The 24,632-nt window shown below is 65.5% G+C and carries 14 protein-coding genes and 1 pseudogene; 12 read left to right on the forward strand and 3 right to left on the reverse strand.

Translation table 11 applies throughout. The annotated features are described in order from the left end of the window. The first annotated feature begins 3 nt into the window (after positions 1-3). From ACQY9P_RS15695 to adhP, 12 genes are all read left to right on the forward strand, one after another. A complete protein-coding gene (locus tag ACQY9P_RS15695) occupies positions 4-1,575 on the forward strand; it encodes an alkaline phosphatase D family protein (protein ID WP_421738352.1) in 1,572 nt (523 codons plus the stop codon). Between the two features lie 577 nt (positions 1,576-2,152). Then, a complete protein-coding gene (locus tag ACQY9P_RS15700; protein ID WP_421738351.1) occupies positions 2,153-3,193 on the forward strand; it encodes a LacI family DNA-binding transcriptional regulator in 1,041 nt (346 codons plus the stop codon). Between the two features lie 145 nt (positions 3,194-3,338). Next, positions 3,339-6,191 carry a TonB-dependent receptor gene (locus tag ACQY9P_RS15705; RefSeq protein ID WP_421738350.1) on the forward strand — a complete coding sequence of 951 codons (2,853 nt, stop codon included), beginning with the start codon at positions 3,339-3,341 and terminating at the stop codon, positions 6,189-6,191. 112 nt (positions 6,192-6,303) lie between these two features. Next, positions 6,304-7,833: a tryptophan halogenase family protein gene (locus ACQY9P_RS15710; RefSeq protein WP_421738349.1), complete on the forward strand. Its 1,530-nt coding sequence runs from the start codon at positions 6,304-6,306 to the stop codon at positions 7,831-7,833. 23 nt (positions 7,834-7,856) lie between these two features. Further along, complete coding sequence (locus tag ACQY9P_RS15715; protein WP_421738348.1) at positions 7,857-10,145, forward strand: beta-glucosidase; 2,289 nt, start codon at positions 7,857-7,859, stop codon at positions 10,143-10,145. Then, positions 10,145-11,566, forward strand: a complete 1,422-nt coding sequence (locus tag ACQY9P_RS15720) for a glycoside hydrolase family 30 protein (protein WP_421738347.1) — start codon at positions 10,145-10,147, stop codon at positions 11,564-11,566. The genes ACQY9P_RS15715 and ACQY9P_RS15720 overlap by 1 nt, the downstream gene beginning before the upstream one ends. Positions 11,567-11,860: 294 nt before the next feature. Continuing rightward, positions 11,861-12,352: an RNA polymerase sigma factor gene (locus tag ACQY9P_RS15725; RefSeq protein WP_421738346.1), complete on the forward strand. Its 492-nt coding sequence runs from the start codon at positions 11,861-11,863 to the stop codon at positions 12,350-12,352. Further along, positions 12,339-13,370, forward strand: a complete 1,032-nt coding sequence (locus ACQY9P_RS15730; protein ID WP_421738345.1) for a FecR family protein — start codon at positions 12,339-12,341, stop codon at positions 13,368-13,370. The genes ACQY9P_RS15725 and ACQY9P_RS15730 overlap by 14 nt, the downstream gene beginning before the upstream one ends. Before the next feature lie 70 nt (positions 13,371-13,440). Then, positions 13,441-16,260: a TonB-dependent receptor gene (locus ACQY9P_RS15735; RefSeq protein WP_421738344.1), complete on the forward strand. Its 2,820-nt coding sequence runs from the start codon at positions 13,441-13,443 to the stop codon at positions 16,258-16,260. Between the two features lie 9 nt (positions 16,261-16,269). Beyond that, a complete protein-coding gene (locus ACQY9P_RS15740) occupies positions 16,270-18,312 on the forward strand; it encodes a phosphocholine-specific phospholipase C (protein WP_421738343.1) in 2,043 nt (680 codons plus the stop codon). A gap of 672 nt (positions 18,313-18,984) precedes the next feature. After that, entirely contained in the window at positions 18,985-20,376 is a 1,392-nt protein-coding gene (locus tag ACQY9P_RS15745) for an NAD-dependent succinate-semialdehyde dehydrogenase (protein ID WP_421738342.1), read from the forward strand. A 58-nt stretch (positions 20,377-20,434) separates the two neighbouring features. Continuing rightward, the gene (gene adhP / locus ACQY9P_RS15750; RefSeq protein WP_421738341.1) at positions 20,435-21,463 is read left to right on the forward strand and encodes an alcohol dehydrogenase AdhP; all 1,029 of its coding nucleotides are present in this window, start codon (positions 20,435-20,437) and stop codon (positions 21,461-21,463) included. A gap of 318 nt (positions 21,464-21,781) precedes the next feature. On the opposite strand, the pseudogene ACQY9P_RS15755 reads toward adhP, so the two are convergent. The 3 genes and pseudogenes from ACQY9P_RS15755 to rfbD form a co-directional block, all read right to left on the reverse strand. Further along, positions 21,782-22,455 (reverse strand): annotated as a pseudogene (locus ACQY9P_RS15755) (IS6 family transposase). A 78-nt stretch (positions 22,456-22,533) separates the two neighbouring features. Then, the gene (rfbA, locus tag ACQY9P_RS15760; protein WP_421738340.1) at positions 22,534-23,436 is read right to left on the reverse strand and encodes a glucose-1-phosphate thymidylyltransferase RfbA; all 903 of its coding nucleotides are present in this window, start codon (positions 23,434-23,436) and stop codon (positions 22,534-22,536) included. Then, positions 23,433-24,320, reverse strand: a complete 888-nt coding sequence (rfbD, locus tag ACQY9P_RS15765) for a dTDP-4-dehydrorhamnose reductase (RefSeq protein ID WP_421738339.1) — start codon at positions 24,318-24,320, stop codon at positions 23,433-23,435. Before rfbD ends, rfbA begins: the two co-directional genes overlap by 4 nt. Positions 24,321-24,632 lie beyond the last annotated feature (312 nt).

Genomic DNA, 24,632 nt, shown 5'->3' on the forward strand with positions numbered 1-24,632 from the left:
GTCATGTCTTCGCTTACCCTGCACCGCCGCGCGCTGCTGTCCGGTCTGGTCGTCGCTCCGGCCGTGCTGCGCTTTGGCCAAGCTCGGGCCGGCGGCGCCTATGTCTTCCCGCTCGGCGTAGCAAGCGGGGATCCGGCGCCAGACGGCATGGTGCTGTGGACCCGCCTTGCGAATGATCCGCTGGCCCCCGACGGTCTGGGTGGCATGGGCGCCGCCGTACACGTGCGTTGGGAGGTGGCCGCCGACGAGGCTTTCCGGCGGGTGGTCATGACCGGCGACGCCATGGCTGAGCCCGCCGCCGCCCACAGCGTTCACGTCGAGGTCGCGGGCCTGCGCCCCGACCGTCCCTATTGGTACCGCTTCACCGCGCTGGGCCAGCAAAGCCCGGTCGGCCGCACCCGCACCGCCCCGGCTCCGAACGCCGACCTCGACCGTCTGCGCCTCGCCGTGGCCTCATGCTCGCACTGGGAGCGCGGCTATTTCAGCGCCTATGGCCACATGGCCGACGAGAACCCGGACCTGACCCTTTTCCTGGGCGACTACATCTACGAATATTCGATGGGGCCGGACCGCAAGGACCAGATCGTCCGGCCCTACGGGTTGGAAGAGGCCACCAGCCTGGCAGGCTATCGCAACCGCTACGCCCTGCACCGCACCGACGCCGACCTGCAGCGCCTGCACCACGTCGCGCCCTGCCTGGCGATCTGGGACGACCACGAGATCCAGGACGACTATTCAGGGATCTGGTCCAAGACGCCCGGCGTCTCTCCGGACGCCTTCCTGCGCCGTCGCGCGGCGGGCTACCAGGCGTTCTACGAGGCCATGCCGATCCGCCGCACGCGGCTGGACGCGCGCTTGCAGATGCCGATCTACCGCCGGATCCGCTACGGCAAGCTGGCCGAGTTTTTCATGCTGGACGGCCGCCAGTACCGCTCGCGCCAGCCTTGCGCCGACGGACCCAACGGCGGCAAGGGCCAGATCGTCAGTGACGCGGCCTGTCCCGACCGTCGCGATCCGGCCCGAACGTTCCTGGGCTTCGACCAGGAGCGCTGGCTGTATGACGGCTTGGCCAATACTCAGGCGCGCTGGACGGTGCTGGGTCAGGACCTGGTGATGGCCGGTCTGCGCTTCGGCGACGGCGGACCCGACACCAAGTTCTGGACTGACACCTGGGACGGCTTCCCCGGCGCCCGCGACCGCCTGGCCCAGGCGATCACGGCGCTGAAGCCGCGCAACCCCGTGGTGCTGAGCGGCGACTACCACTCGTTCTGGACCAACGACGTCAAGCTGAACGCTGCCGATCCGGCCTCGGCCACGATAGCCACCGAGTTTGTCGGCACGTCGATCACTTCGTCGGGGCCGCCTTATGAAGGCCTGATGGCGACCATGCCCAACAATCCCCAGATCAAGTTCTTCGACAGCCGGGTGCGCGGCTACATGTCGATCGACTTGGGACGAGACCGGATGACGACCCGGTACCGGGCGATCTCGGACGTCCGCGATCCCCGCGCCACGGTCGAGACGCTGAACACTTGGGTCGTCGAGGACGGTCGCGCCGGCGCGACCAAGGTCTGAGGTTCGCTCCGAAGTTCACGACTCCTATCGGCGCTGGGAGCCGCCACGCAGGGGCTGTCAGGCAACCGCCGCAAGTCGGGAAGAGCCAATACTTGGCCGATTTAGGTTGTGGTCTTCGCCCAGGCGAGGCGAGGCGCCAACGAGGAGAAGGGGAGGGGCGAAGCGCATTGGCGATGGCCAGTCCAAACGTCTTGGTCCCGCAGCGGATAGCCTCGTGGCTGACCTCGATCCCACACTCTGCGAGCAACTCCTCGGCGGAGGGAAGGCTCAAGCTGAACCGAAAGTGGAGCCAGACCGCATGCTTTGATGACGTCGACCGGGAAGCGGCGGCGCTTAAACGAGAGCGGCTTTAAATCGCATCTCTGGAAATGGCCCGCTCACCGGACGATACGGAGACTTGTTAGCGCTAGACTGGCAGCACCTCTTCCGCCAATCGGCGCCAGACGCGCCCTCACCCGAAAAAGGCAACGGGCCAAAATCGCCGACGGCATCCGGCGGTTCGGGTTGCGTCTCGGAGGCAAGCTGTTGCAAAGCTCTTCAAGACCGGCGCCGCACCGCGCCTTCCTGGGAGAGGCGCTTGAAATCGAAGAAGCCGACCATTGACGATGTCGCCCGGGTCTCCGGCGTGGCGCGCGTCACGGTTTCGCGCGTCCTCAATGGCGGTCCCAATGTCCGCGACGAAGTGCGCGACAGGGTGATGCGGGCGGTCGAAAGCCTGGACTACAAGGTCAATCCCCAGGCGCGCAGCCTGGCGGGCGGCGCCAGCCGGCTGCTGGCCTTCGTGTTCGCGTCCGACCCCGAAAACGAGCCCAATTCCTACTATGAGTCCGCCCTGGAACTGGGCGCCCTGCGGGCCTGTCTGTCCCTGGGCTACCAGGTGCTGATCCAGAACGTCCCGCAGAATACGCCGGACCGTCAGAAACGGGTGATGGACCTGATCACCACCCAGCGATGTGAGGGCTTGATCCTCTCTCCGCCCTACAGCGACGACGTCGAACTGATCGATGCGGCGCTAGCCCAAGGCTGTCGCGTCGTGGCGGTGTCGCCTGGTGGGATGGGGCGGGGCAGGGCGGACGGCGTTGGCATCGATGACGAAGCCGGCGGCTACGACATGGCCCGCGAGCTCCTGCGGCTGGGTCATCGGCGCTTTGGTTTCATCGCGGGTCTGGAGGGGCACCTCTCGGCGGATCGACGCCTGGAAGGCTTCAAGCGGGCGCTGGCCGAGCAGGGGCTCGGGGCCGAGGCCTATGTCGCGCTGCGGGGCGATTTCACCTTCCGATCGGGCACCCGCCTAGCGCCCGAACTGCTGGACCATCCCCTGCGGCCTACGGCGCTGGTCTGCGCCAATGACGACATGGCGGCCGGTGTTCTCTCGGCCGCTCACGCCCGGGGGCTGAACATTCCCATCGACCTGTCGATCACCGGCTTCGACGACGCCCCGGTCGCCGGGATCGTCTGGCCGCCGCTGACGACGGTGAATCAGCCGGTGAAGGATCTTGGCCAGCGGGCCGTCGAGCTGCTTGTCGCCCGCCTGACCGGGGGCAATCTGGCGCCGGAGCCGGTGTTTCATCTGCTCGACCACATGGTTGTCTCCCGGCAGACAACGGCCGCATTGTAAGTTCGTCGCCCGGCGTTCTGGTTTCAAACTTGACAACGTTGTCGCTGAAACGCTTATTGGAAGCGCTTCCAATTTGCCTGAGCAGGGCGGTTGGCGCGAAAACGAGAAGAAGCGCCGCGAAACGGGCGCAGTTCAGGGGAGAGCCATGCGAAACCGCATCACGCGCCGGGCGCGTCCGTCGATCAGCCGATTCTACGCCACCGCCTCCGCCGCCGCGATCACCGTGGCTCTGGCGGCTTCCGGCGCGAATGCCCAGGAGGCCCCGACCAGTCCCGACACGGACACCGTCGAGGCCGTGGTTGTCACCGGCATCAAGGCCGGCATCCAGAACTCGATCAACATCAAGAAGAACGAGACCTCGATCGTCGAGGCGATCTCGGCCGAGGATATCGGCAAGCTGCCCGACGTGTCGATCGGCGAGTCGATCGCGCGCCTGCCAGGTCTTGCGGCCCAGCGCGTCAACGGCCGGGCCCAGGTGATCTCGATCCGGGGTCTCGCGCCTGACTTCACCACCACCCTGCTGAACGGCCGCCAGCAGGCCAGCTCGGGCGACAACCGAGCCGTCGAGTTCGACCAGTATCCGTCGGAACTGCTGTCCAGCGTCGTGATCTACAAGACGCCCGACGCCCAAGTCTCAGGCATGGGCCTTTCGGGCACCGCCGATCTGCGCACGGTGCGTCCGCTGGCCTATGGCCGCCGCGCCCTGGCCCTGAACCTGCGCGGCGAACAGACCGCCGGCAAGAAACTCAACGACGACGTCGCCAATCGCGGCGGCCGGTTCAGCGCCAGCTACATCAACCAGTTCGACGACGACACGATCGGCGTGGCCCTGGGCTATGCCCACCTGGACTCGCCCTCGCAGGTCCGGCACTACAAGGCCTACGGCTATGAAGCGTTTGGCTTCGCCGTCACGCCCGACAGCGCCGACAACGCCCTGATGCTGAACGGTCAGGAGATCTTCGTCACCTCGCGCCTGAACAAGCGCGACGCCGTCATCGGCATCTTCGAGTATCAGCCGAACGACCGCATCCACTCGACGCTCGACCTGTACTACTCGACCTTCAAGCAGAACGAGACCACGCGCGGCGCGCAGTGGTTCTCCAACGGCTGGGCCGACAACGCCACCTTCAGCAACGTCAAGACCAAGCAGCTGGGCGGCTCGAGCTTCGCCGAGAGTGGAACGCTCAACAACGGCGTCCCGATTTTGCGCAACGACTTCAACAAGCGCCAGGATCAGTTGTTCTCGGCCGGCCTGAACAACGAATTCCAGCTGAGCGAGCGCACCAGGCTGCTGGCGGATCTGTCTTACTCGTCAAACAAGCGCAAAGAACAGATCATGGAAACCTACGCCGGCTATGGCCGGGGCGTGGGTGGTGTGACGCCAGGAACTCCGGATGTCGGACGGACCTTTGACACGATCGGCTTCCAGGTGGCTGACAAGGGCTTTTCGCAATATGACGAGGGCCTGAACTACGCCGACGCCACCAAGGTCACCCTTGGCGACCGCGCCCCCTGGGGCGGCTGGGGTCATGATGGCGCGATCCGCTATCCGCACGTGAAGGAAGACGTGTCTGCCCTGGACCTGCGGCTCGAGCACGAGATGGACGGTTTCATCACCGGCGTCGATGTCGGTCTGAACTACACCAAGCGCGAAAAGACCAAGTCCGTCCTGGATAACGACCTGTTCCTCAAGAACGGTCGCCAGCAGGTCTATGTGGACGCCAGCGATCTGGTCGCCCCCACCCAGCTCGGCTTCGCCGGCTTCGGCGGCGTGCTCAGCGTCAAGATCGGGGACGTCTGGAAGAAATACTACAACGCCTCGCCCATCCTCGACGCCAACTATTTCGACAAGAACTGGGCGATTACCGAAGAGGTCACGACCGCCTTCGCCAAGGCCAACTTCCAGGTTGGCGACCTGCGCGGCAATCTGGGCGTCCAGGTGGTCAAGCAGTCGCAGGAATCCAGTGGCGTCGTGATCAACGGCCTGGAGCCAGGCAAGCCGATCGTTCCGACCAAGATCAAGGCCGGGGCCGACTACACCGACGTCCTGCCCAGCCTGAACATGATCTACGACCTGGGCGGCGGTCATCGCATCCGCTTCGCCCTGTCCAAGACCATGGCCCGTCCGCGCATGGACGACCTGCGCGCCAACGTGACGCCGGGCTTCAACTCGCTGGTCTGCAGCGGCCAGCCCTGCGCGCCCGGCACGACCGTCAATCCGTGGTCGGCCAGCGGCGGCAATCCCAACCTGAAGCCCTGGATGGCCAAGGCCGCCGACCTTGCCTACGAGTGGTATGTCAGTCCGGCGACCTATGTGTCCGTGGCGGGCTTTTACAAGAAGCTCGACACCTACATCTACCAGCAGAGCGGCAAGTTCGACTTCACCGGCATTCCGCTGCCGTCGACCGCGACGGCGATCCCGCCGGGGATCGTCATCAGCAATATCGGCCAGATCACCCTGCCGGCCAACGGCAAGGGCGGTGAGGTCAAGGGGCTGGAGTTCAGCGGCGCGGTCGATCTGGGCGAGATCATCGATCCGCTCAAGGGCTTCGGCATGCAGGGCAGCCTGTCGCTGACAAAGTCGAACCTGAACCCCACCACCAGCACCGATCCGACTCAGAAGGTCCGGATTCCGGGCCTGTCGGGCACGGTCTACAACGTCACCGGCTACTATGAGCGCGGCGGCTTCCAGGCCCGGATCAGCCAGCGGTATCGCTCGGCCTTCAAGGGCGAGGTGGTGCAGCTGTTCGCCACGCGGGGCTTCACCGAGATCCTGGCCGACAAGCAGGTCGACGCCCAGATCGGCTACACCTTCCAGGAGGGCCGCCTGGAGAACCTCGGCTTCCTGCTGCAGGTCAACAACCTGACGGACTCGCCCTATCGCACCCGGCTGGGCCTCGACGGCGGCGGCACCACCACCAGCAGCGGCGCCACCCTGCCCGAGACCTACGAGAAGTACGGCCGTCAGATCCTGTTCGGCGTAAACTATCGGTTCTAGTCCTGACGTCGCGCGGACGGCCTTTGGGCTTGGTCCGCGCGTAGGCGAGAACCGGTGAAGGTCGGAGCCGACTCCCCGCGGCCCCGACCTTCAACCTCATGGGAGGCGGGCTATGCAGCCGCTGAAGAAGATCCTGATTGCGGGCGGCGGCTCGGCCGGCTGGATGACGGCCGCTCTCTGCGCCAAGCTCTTTCAGGGACTCTACGAGATCGTCCTGATCGAATCCGAGGAGATCGGAACGGTCGGCGTGGGGGAGGCGACGATCCCCGCCATCAAGAAGTTCAACGAGCTTCTGGGGTTGGACGAGGACGAGTTCCTGCGCGGTACGCAGGGCACGTTCAAGCTGGGCATCCAGTTTAAGGATTGGTGGCGCAAGGGCGAAAGCTATATCCACGGCTTCGGCGTCATCGGCCAGGATCTGGGCTGGTTGCGTTGCCACCAGTACTGGCTGCGCATGCGGGAACTGGGCCGCGAAGGCGAGTTCTCGAATCTGTCGATCAATACCGCGGCCGCGCTGGCCGGCAGGTTCATGCGCGCGCGCCCCGACATGGGCGACTCGCCGATGGGCCATATCGCCCATGCCTTTCATTTCGATGCCGGTCTCTATGCCCGCTACCTGAGCGGCTTCGCCCAAGCGCGCGGCGTGCAGCGGCGCGAGGGCAGGATCGTCGATGTCACGCTGCGGCCCGAGGACGGCTTCGTTCAGTCAGTGACCATGAACGACGGCGAGGTCATCGCCGCCGACTTCTTCGTCGACTGTTCGGGCTTCCGGGGCCTGATCATCGAGCAGGCCCTGAAGACCGGCTATGAGGAATGGAAGCACTGGCTGCCGTGCGATCGAGCGATCGCCGTGCCGTGCGACCGCTCCGACGACTTCACGCCCTATACGCGCTCGACCGCCCGCGCGGCCGGCTGGCAATGGCGCATTCCGCTGCAGCACCGCACCGGCAACGGTCATGTCTATTCCAGCCACTATATCGACGATGATGAGGCCGAGCGCGTCCTGCTGGACAATCTCGACGGCGCCCAGCGCGCTGACCCGCTGCGCATCCGGTTCGTCACCGGCAAGCGTCGCAAGATCTGGAACAAGAACTGCGTCGCCATCGGTCTGGCCAGCGGCTTCCTGGAACCGCTGGAATCGACCAGCCTGCACCTGATCCAGTCCGCGGCCATCCGCATGGTTCGCCTGCTGCCTGACGCAGGCTTCGATCAGGCCGGGATCGACGAGTTCAATCGCCAGAGCGACTTCGAATACGAGCGCATCCGCGACTTCATCATCCTGCACTACAAGGCTACCCAGCGCGACGACACGCCGTTCTGGCGCTACTGCCGCGACATGGACGTCCCCGCCACCCTGCGGCGGAAGATGGATCTGTTCTCGGCCAATGGCCGGGTCTTCCGCGAGGACGATGAGCTCTTCACCGAGGAGAGCTGGATCCAGGTTTTCCTGGGCCAGGGCGTCATCCCACGCGGCCATGACCCGCTGGTCGGCGTCCATTCCGACGACGAGATCGCCCGCTATCTGGCGAATATCGAGACCGTCATCGGCAAGTGCGTGAACCTCATGCCCGGCCACGCCGAGTTCGTCGCCCGGACCTGTCCGGCGCCGCCGCTGGTCCAGCCCAAAGCCCTAGCCCTCTAGATCGTATGCCCCGGAGTATCGCCATGACGACCGCAGCCCAGCCCTTGTCCGCCCTGCGGATCCTGTGCCGGACCACAGCCGCCGTGGCCTTGTTGGCCCTGACGCCGGCCGCCGCGGCCATGGCTCAGGTCATGCCAACCCAGGACAGCGCCCCGCTGGCCCCGCGCGCTGAGGATCCGGCCTGGGCCCGCGCCGACGCCCTAGTCAGGCAGATGACCCTGGACGATAAGATCAGCTACCTGCACGGCCTGTTCCCGCCGATGACCAAGACGGTCGCGGCCGACATGATCCCCTCGGCCGGCTATGTGCCCGGCGTGCCGCGCCTGAAAATCCCGACCCTTCGTCAGAGCGACGCCAGCCTGGGCGTCGCCAACCAGGTCGAGCAGCGCAAGGGCGATGTGGCCACGGCCCTGCCGTCGGGCCTGGCGCTTGCGTCCACCTTCGAGCCGGACCTGGCCTATCGGGGCGGCGCCATGATCGGCGCGGAGGCGCGGGCCAAGACCTTCAACATCCTGCTGGCCGGCGGCGTCAACCTGACCCGCGACCCTTGGGCGGGGCGCAATTTCGAATATCTGGGCGAAGACCCGCTGCTGGCCGGCGAGATGGCCGGTGAGCAGATCCGGGGCGTTCAGAGCAACAATATCGTCTCGACGATCAAGCACTTCGCCCTGAACGCCCAGGAGACCGGCCGCCATGTCATGGATGCGCAGATCGACGAGGCTGACCTGCGCGAGAGCGACCTGCTGGCCTTCCAGATCGCCATCGAGAAGAGCAATCCCGCCTCGGTGATGTGCGCCTACAACAAGGTCAATGGCGACTGGGCCTGCCAGAACGACCAATTGCTGAACAAGGTGCTCAAGCGCGACTGGAACTATCCCGGCTGGGTGATGTCGGACTGGGGCGCGGTGCACAGCACGACCAAGGCGGCGCTGGCCGGGCTCGACCAGCAGTCGGGCCAGGAACTGGACACCCAGATCTTCTTCGGCGACGACCTCAAGGCCGCCGTGGCCAGGGGCGAGGTCACTCAGGCCCGTGTCGACGACATGGTCCGCCGCATCCTGCACGGGGTGATCACCTCGGGCCTGATGGACAACCCGATCTCGACGACCGCCCAGCCGATCGACTACGCCGCCCATGCCCAGGTCGCCCAGGCGGTGGCCGAGCGGGGTTCGGTGCTGCTGAAGAACGACGGCAATCTGCTGCCGCTGGCCAGGACAGCCAGGAAGATCGTGCTGATCGGCGCCCACGCCGATGTCGGCGTGATCTCGGGCGGCGGCTCGTCGCAGGTGCGGTCCGTGGGCGGCGCGCCGGTCGAGATCCCGCTGAACGGCGGGGAGGCGGCTTCGTTCGTCAGGGTGACCTGGCACGCCTCATCGCCGCTGGAGGCGATCCGCGCCGCCGCGCCGAACGCCCAGGTCACCTATGTCGACGGCAAGGATCCGGTCGCCGCAGCGGCGGCCGCCAAGGCGGCCGACGTGGCGATCGTCTTTGCCTGGCACTGGCAGACCGAAGCCCAGGATGCGCCCTCCCTCGTTCTGCCGGAAGGCCAGGACGCCCTGATCGAGGCGGTCGCGGCCGCCAACAAGAACGCGGTCGTGGTGCTTGAGACCGGCGGCCCGGTGCTGATGCCGTGGATCGACCGGGTGGGCGCGGTGCTGCAGGCCTGGTATCCCGGCCAGCGCGGCGGCCAGGCCATCGCACGCCTGCTGACGGGCGAGGTTAACCCGTCGGGCCGTCTGTCGATGACCTTCCCGAAGACCGCCGAGCAGGCGCCGCGCGCCAGCGCTCCGGGCTTCGCCGAACAGGCCGCCATCGACGACGCCCGCCGCGCCGGCCAGAAGGCCGGTCCAATCCAGGGCTTTCCCGTCAAGTACGTCGAGGGCGCCGCTGTCGGCTACCGCTGGTACGCCCAGCAGAAGCTGCGACCGCTCTACCCGTTCGGCTATGGCCTATCCTACACCCGCTTTGACTACGCCAACCTGAAGGTCGAGGACAGCGACGGCCTGAAGGTTAGCTTCGACGTGACCAACACCGGCAAGGTCGCCGGGGCCGACACGCCTCAGCTCTATGTCACGGCCGGCGCCCGCCGCCCGATGCTGCGCCTGGCCGGCTTCCAGAAGGTGGACCTTGCCCCCGGCGAAACCCGGCGGGTCACGCTCGAGGTCGAGCCCCGTATCCTGGCCGACTATGACGCGGCCCAGCCAGGCTGGAAGATCGCGGCCGGCTCATATCCGCTCTATGTCGGACGCCATGCGGGCGACGCCGCGCTGAGCGGCAAGGCGCAGCTGAAATCCTGGTCGAGGAAGCCCTGATGCGCCGCGCGGCCTGCCTTCTCGCGACTTTCGTCCTGACGATCGGCGGCTGCGCGAGCATGCCCGCCCGCGCGCCTTCCCAGGCTCGCATATGGGTGACGACGGGCGATCGGGCTCTGCTGATGGCCGAGCAGCCCCCCTTGGTCCCGTCGCGCGCGGGCGAGGTCGCGGGTCTTCCGGTGGTCACGGTCAATGCCGCCGAACGTCACCAGTCGATGGTCGGCTTCGGCGCCTCCATCACCGACGCCTCTGCCTGGTTGATCCAGACCAAGCTGACGCCGGCGCAGCGCGACGGGTTGATGACCGAGCTGTTCGGGCGCGGCGACGGCGGCCTGGGCTTCAGCTTCACCCGACTGACGATCGGGGCGTCTGACTTCTCGCTCGACCACTACAGTCTCGACCAGGCGCCCGGCGGCGCGGCCGATCCCGAGCTGAAGGCCTTTTCGGTCGAACGCCCGGCGCAGTACGTCTTCCCGACCGTTCGCCAGGCCCTGGCCATCAATCCGGATCTGAAGATCATGGCCTCGCCGTGGAGCGCGCCGGCCTGGATGAAGACCACCAATTCCCTCTTCAAGGGCCAGCTGAAGCCCGAGGCCTATCCCGTTTATGCCGACTTCTTCGCCCGCTACATCAAGGCGGCGGGCAAGGCTGGGGTGCCGACCGACTATCTCAGTGTCCAGAACGAGCCGGATTTCGAGCCCGAGAACTATCCCGGCATGCGCTGGTCGGCGGCGGACCGGGCGCGGTTCTTCGGCGACAATCTGGGCCCGGTGTTCAGGCGCGAGGCGATCAAGACCCGCGTGCTTGACTGGGACCACAACTGGGACCAGCCGCAGCAGCCGCTGACCGTGCTGGCCGACCCCAAGGCGGCGGCCGTCGTCTCGGGCGTCGCCTGGCACTGCTACGCCGGCGACGTGTCGGCCCAGGCCCAGGTGGCGGCGGCGCATCCGGACAAGGACATGTTCTTCACCGAGTGCTCGGGCGGGCAGTGGGCGCCCCAGTTCGACGAGAGCTTCGGCTGGATGATGAGCAAGTTGATCATCGGATCGACCCGGGCCGGCGCACGCGGCGTCCTGATGTGGAACCTGGCGCTGGACGAGGCCCATGGCCCGCACGCCGGCGGCTGCGGCGATTGCCGGGGTGTCGTGACCATCGACAGTCACACCGGCGCGATCGCGCGAAACCAGGAATATTACGCCTTTGGCCACGCCAGCCGGTTCGTGAAACCCGGCGCGATCCGCATCGGATCTCCCGCCCAGGTCGGCGATCTGGAGACCGTGGCGTTCCTGAACCGCGACGGCGGGCGCGTCTTGATCGTGCTCAACGCCGGACAAAGGCCATCCGTGTTCGCCATCGCGGACAGTGATCGCCTCTTCAAGGCGGCTATCCCGCCTCGAGCCGCGGCGACCTTTGTCTGGTGAAGTTGAAAGCCTGGAAGCGCCGCCATGGGTGCTCTCAGGTTAACCGCCGCAAGTCTAGACAAGCCGGTACTGCTGCTGTCGGTCTGACGCTGACAAGTCTCCGTATCGTCCGGTGATCGGGCCATTTGCACACGATCAGCGAATAATTTCCCGCGCCGCGCGGGGGATATCCGTCACGCTGCGTCTTCATACCTTGGGCGGCGCCTCTGACGGCGGGATCCCGGGGAGATGCGACGTGATTGGGGGCAGGCGTTGACGCGGACCGATCGCCAGGGCGCCCCTCTCGCGGCCTCTTTGGCGGGGCTGGCGCAGCTCTACCGCAAGCCCTTGCTGCGGTTTTTCGCCCGACGGGCGATGACGCCGGAAGCTGCCGAGGATTGCGTGCAGGACGTTTTCGTGCGCCTGGCGCGGGTGGCGGAGGCTGACGTCGAGAACACCGAGGCCTATCTTTTCAAGGTCGCCCGCCACGTCCTGATCGATCGCGCCCGCCGCGCCAGCGTCCGGCGGGAGGGACAACACGACTCGATCGCGGACGTACAACTGATCAGCCCCGAAGGGTCTCCCTCGCGGATCCTGGAAGGGCGCGAGGCGCTCGAACAGGCGGCCAAGGCTCTGCGGGAACTGCCCGAACGGACCCGCAACATCTTTCTTCTGAACCGGCTGGACGGATTGACCTACACCCAGTTGTCCGCCCGCTACGCCGTCAACATAAAGGTCATCGAACGCGAGATGGGCAAGGCTCTCAGTCACCTTCGACAACGGCTTGCTGATCATGATCAACGCTGAACGCATCGAGGGAGAGGCCGCGGCCTGGGTCGTGCGGCTGCATTCCGATCAGCGGACCCAGGCGGATCGCGAGGCCTTTAACGCCTGGCTGGACGCGGACGCGGCGCACGTGGAGGCCTTTTCGGCCCACGCGGCGATCTGGGACACCGTGGCAGCGTGGGGCGATGACCGCAAAGCGCGCGAGGTCCTGCAGTTCTCGCCGTTGTGGTCGGGCTTTGGCCGGCGGCTGGCGCAGTGGAGCGTGGGAGTGGGGGGCTTGGCCGCCGCCGCAGTGCTGGCGTTGGTACTGGCCGGCGGGCTGGGCTCCGCCCAGCACTATTCGACCGTGCCGGGCGAGTTGCGCACCATTTCGCTGAGCGATGGATCGACCTTGTTGATGAACACCGACTCAAAGGTCAGCACACGTTTCACCCGAGGCGAGCGGCGGGTGTTCATGGAGCACGGCCAGGCCTATTTTCGCGTGGCCAAGGACACCGCGCGACCCTTCCGGGTGTTCGTCGGCCATGACGAGGTCCGCGCCGTCGGCACGGCGTTCGAGGTGCGGCGGCTGGGAGACCGCGCGGAGGTGGTGCTGGAGGAGGGGAGGCTGGCTATCTTCCATGGAATCGATCCGTCCGGCGGCAAGCCTCTGTCGGCGCGATCCGCCACAGCGCCGGCGCCTAGGCCCGCACTCTATCTGTCGCCTGGGCAGTCGCTGGACCTTGATGTTGTCGCCGCGCCCGTCGTCGAGGCGGCCAACGTCATCCAGTCCAGCGCCTGGCGCTATGGCCGCGTCGTGCTGGACGACGCCCGGCTGGACGAGGCGGTGGCGGACCTCAATCGCTATGGCGGCCCCCAGATCGTGCTGGCCGACTCTCGGCTGGGCGACATCCGGATCAGCGGCGTCTTTCATACCGGGCGTCCCTACGACGTCGTCAGCGAAGTTGTCAGCACTTTCCCGGTTGTGGTGATCAAGGATGACGGAAAGCAGATCGTGCTGGGCGCGGCGGTTAGGGGTGTCGTCAAAAGTTCACGATAAGATTTCAGGGGTAAGGAGACCGCGCTGCGTCTTCTGATTTGCCGGCAAGGACCGGTCGACGGGGATGGTCATGCAGCAGAATTTCTTTCCCGCCCAGTTCATGGGCGGTTCGGCCTTGGCGATTGTCTTGGCCCTTGCGGCCCAGCCAGCCTGCGCTCAATCCCAGGCCCGGTCGTTCGAGATCACCCCGCAGGCGCTGGGCTCGGCGCTGCGCGCGTTCGCGCTGCAGAGCGGCAAGGACATCATCTTCGACCCCAATCTGGTGCGCGGCAAGAACGCCCCCTCGCTCAAAGGCCAATACCTGAACGAAGAGGCCCTGCGGCGCCTTCTGGCGGGATCGGGCCTGACGTTCGAGGGCGCGGCGACGGGCGGCTTCATCATCCGGGGCGAGGCCGCCGCCCAGGGCGGCTCGGCGACGGCGCAGGACGGGACCGATATCGGCGCGGTGGTCGTGATCGGCCGCCGCACCATCGACACGCCGCACGAGCAGATCAAGCGGCTCACTCCAGGGATCTCGGATTCAGTGACGGTCTCCGACATCGAGAACACGCCGGACACGACCCTGCCCGAGGCTCTGGACCGCGTCGTCGGCGTCAGCGCCGACAAATATTACGGCACCAGCGACGGCGGCTACGTGTCGATTCGGGCGTTCGATTCCCGCTACAACAGCATGGACATCGACGGGAACCCGATCTGGTTCAGCAGCCAGAACAATCGCGGCGCGCAGATCGGCGTCTTCCCGTCTTCGATCATCAAGGAAACCAGCGTCTACAAGACGGTGACGCCCGACCAGGACGGCAATTCGGTGGGCGGCCACGTCTCGCTGCGAACCTTGCGCGCCTTCGATGGCGGCAGCCGGCCTTACCTGTCCTTGGGCGGCCGCATCGGTCGCTACGACCAGGACAGCGTCGTCAACTCCGGACCGTCGATGCGCCTCTACGGCGCCGCGAAGACAACCTTCGGCGCTGATCATCAGTACGGCGTGGTCGTCGGCTTCAACGCCCAGCGAATGCGCAACTCCGACAAGTACGGCGGCGTCGACACCTATAGCCAAGTCAATGGCGAGGATCAGGTCAACGCCAGCAATCTCTACAGCAACAGCCTCTACGACAAGGATGTCAGGAACGCAGTCGGCTACGCCAAGGTCGAGATGCGCAAGAACGACGGGCTGTACGCCTTCGTGTCCGGCACGGTCATCGATGACTCGCGCCGCCAGTACCTGGATCGCGAGGGCACCTATATCTACAACACCATCGGCCGCACGACGAACTTCAGCAACGGCGCCGCCGACTTCAACAAGGCGATCGGCCAGACCAAGCAGTATGACTACGATATCAAGCGCAAAGCCAAGATGCTGGGCGGCGGGGTCGACTACCAGGTTGGCGCGAGTGGTGTCTTGGCGGTGCGGGCTAACTACACCGACTTCGAGAACACCATCGTCACCCGCTATCCCGAGACGTTTCAGCTGAGCAACCTGTCGGGCCACTACGACCTGAACGGCGACCTGCCGACGATCCGCTTCGACAACCCAGCGACGTACAACGACCCCGCCAACTGGATCAATCGCAACACCACGGCCTCTTACGTCCGCAATCAGAACCTGCACGACAGGGTCAGCTCGGTTAAGGCCGACTACAGCCAGAACACCTTCGCCGAGGCGCGGGGCCTTGGCTTCGCGGCTGGCGCCAACTGGACGCGGCTGGATCGATCCTACGATCAGGGCCAGGCCAACTACCTGCTGCCCAAGGGCTCGGTGCTGAAGCTGTCCGACGTCGCCGCGCCGGGCGCGACCATGGCCGGCAACGCCGCCATCCAGATGGACTGGGAAAAGTTCTGGACCTACATCTACGCCAACGGGATCAAGACCACCGACGCGGCGCCGGCCTCGGACTACGCCCTGGTCGAGGACGTGTTCGCCGGCCACGCCGAAGCCTATCTGTCGGGTGAGCGCTACCGCCTGATCGCAGGTATGCGTTACGAAACCACGCATGACCAAGACGACACCGGCGACACCGTCGGCGGCGTCTCGACCCCGTCACACCGCTCCAACCGCTACGCCAACTGGATGCCGAATATCCAGGGCAGCTATGACCTGACGGCGCGGCTCAAGCTGAAGGCGGCCTTCACCAAGACGATCGGTCGACCCGACTTCTCGGACATCGCGCCGGGTCGGTCGGTCGGGGTGGACGCCAACGGCAATCCTGTCATCAGCGGGTCCAATCCGAAGCTCGGTCCGCGCCTGTCGACAAACTACGACGCCAGCTTGGAATACTATCTCGCCGACGGCTTCGTCTCGCTGGCCCTATTCCACAAGGACCTAAGCCACGAGACCTTCAACGAGAAGACTCTGACGCTGGACAGCACGGGCGCGGTGATCTCGACCCATACCATGCCGCTCAACAGCGGGAGCGCCCGGGTCACGGGCGTGGAGGCCTCGTTCGCAAAGCGGCGGCTCGACTTTCTGCCCGCGCCGTTCAACCGCCTGGGCCTGAACGCCAACTACACCTATCTGGACAGCCGCTGGACGGTGATCCTGACCGACGGGACGGTGCGCACCATCGACTCGCTGCGCAACCAGCCCAAGTATCTCGGCAACCTGGGTCTCAGCTACGACCTGGGCCCTGTGGACCTGCACCTCGACTATCGGGCTCGCGGTCGGGCCTTCACCACCACCTTTGGCGCCGCCCCGACGGGGGACCAGTGGATCAAGCCGTCCGATCAACTAGACGCCCAGCTCAACTGGCGTGTGGTCAAGGGTCTGCAGTTGACGGTCGAGGCGCGCAATCTGACGGACAGCTACACAGTGATCACCACTGGCGCGACGGACGCCATCTACAACAGCGTCGGCGGCGGGCGGAGCTACTTCGCTGGCTTCAAGTACCGCTACTGAGGCAAGCCGATGACCGCCAAGCAAGACGACGCCTCGCGCCGCGCGTTTCTGCGCGCGGCGATGGGCCTGACCGCGACCGCCGAGCTGTGGCCTGGCGCGATCGCTCGGGCGATGGAAATCCCTGCGGCCCATCGCACGGGCACGATCATGGACGTCGAGCACGTCGTGATCTTCATGCAGGAGAACCGCTCGTTCGATCACTACTTCGGGACCCTTTCTGGGGTGTGCGGCTTTGCCGACCGCTTTCCCGGGATTCTGCCCGGCGGCGGCCCGGTCTGGCGACAGCCGGACGGCAAGGGCGGCGTGACGAGGCCCTTCAGGTTCGACACCAACGGAACCAACTTCCCGGTGATGAAAAGCCTGCGCCACGATTGGGCCACCGGCCACGCGGCCTGGAACGAGGGGCGTTACGACAACTGGGTTCCCGCCAAGGGCGGCCTGACCATGGGCTATCTGGCCCGTGAGGACATTCCCTACCACTTCGCTCTGGCCGATGCCTTCACGGTCTGCGACGCCTATTTCTCGTCGCTGCAGGGACCGACCTGTCCCAATCGCCTCTATCTGATGACGGGATGCGTCGACCATCACGCCAAGGGCGGCGGGCCGGTGATCGAGAACATCGACATCACCCAGAAGCCGGACGGCGTGGTGTTCGGTCCCGGCTGGAAAACCTATGCCGAGCGGCTGCAGGACGCTGGAATCTCCTGGCGCGTCTACCGGCAGGGGACCGATCCCGCCAGCGACGATGACAGCGACGGCGGCATGAACACCCTGATGGCGTTCGAGCGGTTCCACACCGCCCGGCCAGGCGATCCGCTGTATCACGCCGGCGCCGAGCCGCGTCGGCTGGAAGCCCTGAAAGCGGACGTCCAGAACAATCGCCTGCCAGCGGTGTCCTGGATCACGCCGCCCAGGATCTTCTGCGAACACCCGAACTGGCCACCCGCCTACGGGGTGGAATATCTGGCCCGCATCCTGGACGCCCTGACCTCGAACCCCGAGGTCTGGAGCAAGACCGTGTTCCTGGTCATGTACGACGAGAACGACGGGTTCTTCGACCACGTGGTCCCACCCGTTCCGCCGCTGAGCCGCGAGCAGGGGCTGAGCACCGTTCCGACCGCCGACGAACGCCATCCAGCGACCGGCCAGCCCTATGGCCTGGGCATGCGCGTGCCGATGCTCGTGATCTCGCCCTGGAGCCGGGGCGGGTGGGTCTGTTCGGAGGTGTTTGACCACACCTCGGTCATCCGTTTCCTCGAAGCGCGGTTCGGCGTGCGAGAGCTCAATATCAGCAAGTGGCGCCGCACGGTCTGTGGCGATCTGACGTCAGCTTTCGACTTTAAGACGCCGAACGAAGAGCCGCCGCGCAGGTTGGCCACGATCAGCGCCGACCTGGCGCTGCCCGACCAGGCGGCGTTCGACGCCTATAAGGCGGTGGTGGGCAAGCGGCCCAAGCCGGTCGTTCCTTCCACGCCGCCCGAACCAGCGGTGGAGCGCGGCCTTCGCAATTGGCGGCCATTGCCCTACCGGCTGGCAGTCGATCTTCGTTCCGTTGCAGGCGGGGTGGAACTGGCGTTCGTCAATGACGGCGTGGCGGGGGCCAGCTTCTACGTGTCCGACCGCTTGCAGCCTGAGGCGCCGCCGCGCCGGTTCACGGTCGGCGCCAGGCGATCGCTTTCCGATCTGTGGAAGACCACGCAGGGGCGTTACGCGCTGATCGTGGAGGGACCGGCCGGCTTTCATCGCTCCTTACAGGGCGACATGGGAGGTGGTGTCGAGATCCGCCTTAGGACCTCGGCGAGTGGCGGGGTGCGTTTGCATCTGCGGAACAGAAGCGGGCGTCCCCAGGAGCTCGACGTCCGCGACCACTATGGCTTCGCGTCGCAGGTCATATCACTCGCGTCGGGGGCGCGGCTGACCCGATCCATCGACCTCGGGCAAAGCGCTCAATGGTACGACCTGACGATCAAAGGCGAAGGGCTGAGCCATCAGTTGGCGGGACATGTCGAGGCTGGGCGAGCCAGCTTTAGCGATCCCGCTTCGGCCCGCTGACAAACTTGGCAAGTGAGCGATGTCTGCTTGGCAGAATGATCCTTGAGTCCGCCTCTGGCGCGGTCCAGACGGCTATGCAGATCTTCGGATCGGGAGAGAAGGGGAGGCTGGCTCACACCCGCGCCCGCGAAGAGGATCGGATTGATCGAGCGTCAGAGGCGCGAACTAGAGCGTCCGGTTCGTGAGCGCGGAAGTGTTTGGCGAACACAGGCCCCACGACGCGACGCAAAGTTCAGCTTCGCGCCATCGCGCGCGATCTGGGCATAGAAGGCCGGCTGGCCGGAGGTCAACACGCGGCGAAAGTCGAGCTCGGGCAAAGTCACCGGGCAGCGCGGACGCTCCGGGCGACAAGCCCCGAGTGCCTGCCCTTGGCCGTAGCTGCCGCCCGCGTCCGGCGGCGTTTGAAATACCTCGCGGAAACGCCGCGAGATGATCTGTATCAAGGCCGCGCGCTCCGCGAGCGCCCACGGTGACGCGGTCGGCGACGACTCCGCGCACCGCGAACGTCGCTCCTGATCAACGAGATATCGATCCGAGGAGACGTGGGGTGGGCAAGGCCGCGTTGTGATGACGCCAGCCGCCGCCAGACCGGCGCGGTGGGCGGCCGCCCTCTCGGCGACTGACCCGCTGTCTTCCGACAGCCTTGGATCGTAGTCGAGAAAGGAGCCGTTCGTGGCCTACCAAACGACAAATCCCTTCACGGGCGAGGTGCTCAAGACCTTCCCCGACGCCACGGATGCGCAGGTGTCTCAAGCGATCCAAGGCGCGCACACCGCCTTCCTGGCCTGGCGGGACACGGCTTTCACCGAGCGCGCCAGAGTGATGCGGAACGCCGCCAACCTCCTGCGCCAGGACGTCGACGTGTTCGCCGCGATCCTGACCACCGAGATGGGCAAGCTGCTGTCCGAGGCGAAGGCGGAGGTCGAGCTCTCGGCGGAGATTTTCGAGTACTATGCCGCCAACGCCCAAAAACTGCTTGCCGACGAGATCTTGCCCGTCGCTCATTCGGCCGAGGGCCAGGCGCGGGTCACGCACCAACCGCTCGGCGTGCTGCTGTGCATCGAACCCTGGAACTTCCCCTATTACCAGATCGCCCGGATCATCGCGCCGCAGCTGTCGGCCGGCAACACCATGCTGCTCAAGCATGCCTCCAATGTTCCGCAAAGCGCCGAGGCCTTCGAAAAGCTGATGAAGGCCGCGGGCCTTCCCAAGGGCGCTTTCAAGAACCTCTTCGCCACGCGCTCGCAGATTGAGCTCATCCTCAATGACCCTCGCGTACACGGCGTGGCGCTGACCGGTTCGGAGGCGGCCGGATCGATCGTGGCGGCCCAGGCCGGCAAGGCCTTGAAGAAGTCGACCCTGGAGCTGGGGGGCGCGGATGCCTTTGTCGTGCTCGCCGACGCCGATCTCCAGAAGACCGTCGACTGGGCCGTGTTCGGCCGTCACTGGAATGGCGGACAGGTTTGCGTGTCGTCCAAGCGGATGATCATCGTTGATGCGGTCTACGACGCGTTCCTGGACCGCTACCGCCAAGGCGTGGCGGGTTTGGTCGCGGGAGATCCCTTCGACTCCAAGACCACTCTAGCGCCGCTTTCCTCTCAGGGTGCCGCCAACGAGGTGAAGGAAAAGATCGCCGAGGCGATCAAGCTGGGCGCGAAGGCCGAGGCGGTTGGACCCGCAGTTCCCAACCAGGGCGCCTTCGTGCAGCCGACGATCCTCACAGAGGTCGGCGAAGATAACCCGGCGCGCTACTGGGAGTTCTTTGGGCCGGTCTCGATGCTGTTTCGGGCCAAGGACGAGGCCGACGCCATACGCATCGCCAACGATTCCCCGTTCGGGCTCGGCGGCTCGGTCTTCACCGCCGATCCCGCTCACGGCGCGGAGGTCGCCGAGAAGATTTCCACGGGCATGGTGTTCGTCAACCACCCCACCATGGTCAAGGCCGACCTCCCGTTCGGGGGCGTGCGGCGCTCGGGTTATGGGCGCGAGCTCATCGGCCTGGGCATCAAGGAGTTCGTCAACCACAAGCTCATCGACGTCGTTGATATCGACGCGCCGTTCTAACCCAACCCGTCTTTCTTCGACCGCGCGTCAGCGGCCGTTTCCGTCTCCGGAGATTTCCATGGAAAAGACCATGCAAGCGGCTGTCGTCCGCGCCTTTGGCCAGCCTTTGATCATCCAGGAGGTCGAGATTCCCAGACCAGGACGCGGGCAGGTGTTGGTGAAGGTCGCCGCTTGCGGGGTCTGTCACACCGATCTGCACGCCGCCCACGGTGACTGGCCCATCAAGCCGACGCCCCCCTTCATTCCGGGGCATGAAGGGGTCGGCACCGTCGTGGCCGTGGGGGAAGGCGTCGATCATGTGCGGGAGGGCGACCGGGTCGGCGTGCCATGGCTGTTCTCGGCCTGCGGTCATTGCGTCCACTGCCTGGGCGGCTGGGAGACCTTGTGCGAGGCCCAGCAGAACACCGGCTATTCGGTCAATGGCGCCTTCGCGCCCTATGTGGTCGCCGACGCCAACTATGTCGGCCATCTGCCCGACAATATCAGCTTTCTCGACATCGCCCCGATCCTTTGCGCTGGCGTGACCGTCTACAAGGGCCTGAAGGTCACTGACGCCAAACCTGGCGACTGGGTGGCGATCTCCGGGATCGGCGGCCTGGGGCATCTGGCCGTGCAGTACGCCAAGGCCATGGGATTCAAGGTCGCCGCGGTCGACATCGACGACGACAAGCTGGCCCTAGCCCAGCGGCTGGGGGCCTCGGTCACCGTCAACGCCCGCGACGTCGACCCGGGCCCGTTCCTGCAAAAGGAGATCGGCGGCGCCCAGGGCGTGCTGGTTACCGCCGTCTCGCCCAAGGCCTTCGACCAGGCCATGGGCATGGTGCGCCGGGGCGGCACGGTGTCGCTCAACGGCCTGCCGCCCGGCGACTTCCCGCTGTCGATCTTCAACACCGTGCTCAATGGGATCACGGTGCGCGGTTCGATCGTCGGCACGCGCCTGGACCTGCAGGAGGCCCTGGCCTTCGCCGCCGACGGTCGGGTCAAGGCCCACGTCCAAGCGGGAGCGCTGGAGGACATCAACACCATCTTCGACCGCATGCAGCGGGGCGAGATCGAAGGGCGGGTCGTCTTGGATTTTGAGCGCTAGCCCAGGCGGCGCGTTGCTCACGGTTCCCGCTCCTCAAGATCCACCGCGCGCAGTTCATGGACCCGACGGTGTCTCGGGAGGGACGTAGCGCCGCGCTGATCAATCGCGAGCTCTTCCTCTGGCCCGTGGCTGCGCGCTCAAGCTGGAGCCAGGAGCCATAGGAGAACATTGACCTAGAGCGCCGATTTTCCGATCTCAGGGACCGGCGTTGAATGTCGCGTTTCTGGAGTGTTTCTTGAGTCCGGAAAGGCGTTGTCAGGTTAACTGCGGCAAGTTGAGACGAGCTAATACTTGGCCGTTTCAGGCGGTGGCCTTTGCTCAGGCGGCATGAGCCTCGGCGCGGAAGCGCCGAAGGTTGGGTCGGCTGATCAGATGTCGCTGGATGGAGAAGGTGTTGTAGATGGCGGCGTGGGTGGACAGCAAGCGCTGGGCTGATGGCTGACTCTTGAAGCCCTGCATCCATCGTTCTCGTTGCCGGACGGGTAGGTGGGAGTTTTCGGCCCGATTGTTTTCCCGGAGACGTCCCGGCCGATGAAGGTGCTTTAAATCCAACGCTCGCAGCGCCGCCGAGTACGAAGATAGGCCATCGGTTGTGATGTTCTCAGGCCCGATGGGCTGGCGGCGTAATAGCCGTTCGAGGAATTTTCGAGCCGCCGTGGCGTCCCTGCGACGCTGCATCAACAGCTCTAGAACCTCTCCCTCGTCGTCGACCGCGCGTCAAAGATACAGATGTCTGCCGCCAATCCGGCAGACCATTTCGTCGAGGCGCCAGCGGGGCGAAGGGGAGGGGCGAAGCTTTTTCAAGCGCCTCGCGATGGGCGGACCGAACGTCTTGGTCCAGCACCGGATCGTCTCGTAACTGACCTCGATCCCGCGCTCGCGAGCAGCTCCTCGACGCCGCGAAGGCTCAAGCTGAAACGGAAATAGAGCCAGACAGCGTGTCCTATGACGTCGGCGGCGAAGCGGTGGAGCTTAGACGATAGCGGCTTCAAACTCAGTCTCCGCAAATGGCCTGGATCGCACCCTGATGCGGAGACCGGTTAGCGTGAGACTGACCGCGCCCGCTGAATTTATGGCTTTTGAGCCTTGGATACGCTTACATCCTGCAGACGATCGATAACCCTCTTCAGATAGGCGCCATAGTCGGATTTGGCGTACTTCTGCATGAGCTTTGTGGCCTCGTCATAGGTGATGAAGCCATTTGAAAAGGCGATTTCCTCCAGGCAGGCGATCTTGAAGCCTTGACGCTTTTCCAGTGTCCTGACGAACTCTGCGGCCTCAAGCAGGCTGTCGGGCGTGCCCGTGTCCAGCCAAGCATAGCCCCGTCCCATGATCTCGACCGAAAGCTCACCGCGCTCGAGGTAGGCGCGATTGACGTCGGTGATCTCGAGCTCTCCGCGAGCGGACGGTCTCAGATTGGCGGCGATATCAACCACGGCGGCGTCATAGAAATAGAGACCCGTCACCGCCCAGTTGGATTTGGGCTGGGCGGGCTTTTCCTCGATCGCCTGCGCCCGCATCGAGGCGTCGAAGGAGACGACGCCATATCGTTCCGGGTCGGTCACATGATAGGCAAAGACGGTCGCGCCATGGGTGCGGGTCGAGGCCCGTGTGAAGAGTTCGGTCGATCCGTGGCCATAGAAGATATTGTCGCCCAGGATCAGCGCCGAGGGCGAGCCGCCGACGAAATCGGCCCCGATGATGTAGGCTTCCGCCAAACCGTTGGGTTGGGGTTGCACGGCGTATTCGATGCTGCAGCCCCACTGAGAGCCGTCTCCCAGCAGCGCCTGAAACGACGGAACGTCGCGTGGGGTAGAGATGATCAGAATCTCGCGAATGCCGGCCAGCATGAGCGTCGACAGAGGGTAGTAGATCATCGGCTTGTCGTAGACAGGCATCAACTGCTTGGACATGACGAGGGTCATGGGGTGCAGCCGGGTGCCCGAGCCTCCCGCCAGGATGATGCCCTTCATGCGTCATGCCCTTGTTTCAGTTCATTCATGATCTCGCCCAGCGCTGTCTGCCAGGCGCGAGGTCGAATGCCATAGTCTCTCGTCAGCTTGGCTGTCGATAGACGTGAGTTGGCGGGCCGACGGGCTTGCGTGGGATAGTCGGCGGTCGAGATCCCTTCGACCGCCACCGAAGGGCCGCCGGCCCGTGCGTTCAGCGCGAAGATCTCGCGCGCCAGTCCGGCCCAGTTTGTCTCGCCTGAGTTGACGAAATGATAGATTCCGCCAGAGGCGTCCGGCGCGGCCATCATCTCCAGCGTTATCGTCCGCAAGGTCTCGGCGATATCGCGAGCTGAGGTGGGGCAACCGAGTTGGTCCTCGACCACCCTGAGGCTTGATCGCTCGCTCCCGAGACGCAGCATGGTCTTCAGGAAGTTGGACCCATGCGCACTGAGGACCCACGCGGTGCGCAGAACGACCGAGCGACGATTGCCGGCCCTGACCGCCAGCTCCCCCGCCAGCTTGGAGGCGCCGTAGACGTTGACTGGCCCGACTGGATCATCCTCTTGATAGGGATGTTTCGCCTCGCCATCGAAGACGTAGTCGGTGGAAACGTGAATCAGCGGGACGCCCATCGCCCGTGTCAGATCGGCGAGAATGGCGGGGCCCGCGGCGTTGGCGGCGAAAGCCGCCGCGACCTCGCCTTCGGCTCTGTCGACGGCCGTGTAGGCGCCGGCATTGATGACGGCGTCGAACGAGTGTCGCGCGAAGAACGCCTTGACCGATGGGGCGTTGGCTAGGTCGAGCTCGTGACGCCCCGGCATGTGAAGCGCCACGCCTTCGGGCCAATGGACCAGGGCGAGCTCGCGACCGACTTGCCCTGTGCCTCCCGTGACCAGAATGTTCAAAGCGTCGTCTCGTACGTCAAAGGATCTCTCCTTGGCCCTTTTCAGGGTTCGGGCAAGGGGCGCGGCGGACCCTCAGAGTTGGACCGCGTGGGCGGGCGATCTTAGTTCGATGAGGGAGCATTCATAGACGAGTCGATCCTGGCCCGACCGAAATGGGTTGGCTTCATGGGCGGAGGCCAGGCCGCGCCGCCGTTTCGATCGCGCTGACGCGGCTACCCGTAGCCTTCCTCGCTCATTGCGCCGCCTCCGGCCTGATCCGGCCCGAGGATCGCTCGCCGGCCCCCTGAATGGTCAGGCGTCGAAAAAACTGGC

It is taken from the genome of Caulobacter sp., from assembly GCF_965279145.1.
GTDB lineage: Bacteria > Pseudomonadota > Alphaproteobacteria > Caulobacterales > Caulobacteraceae > Caulobacter.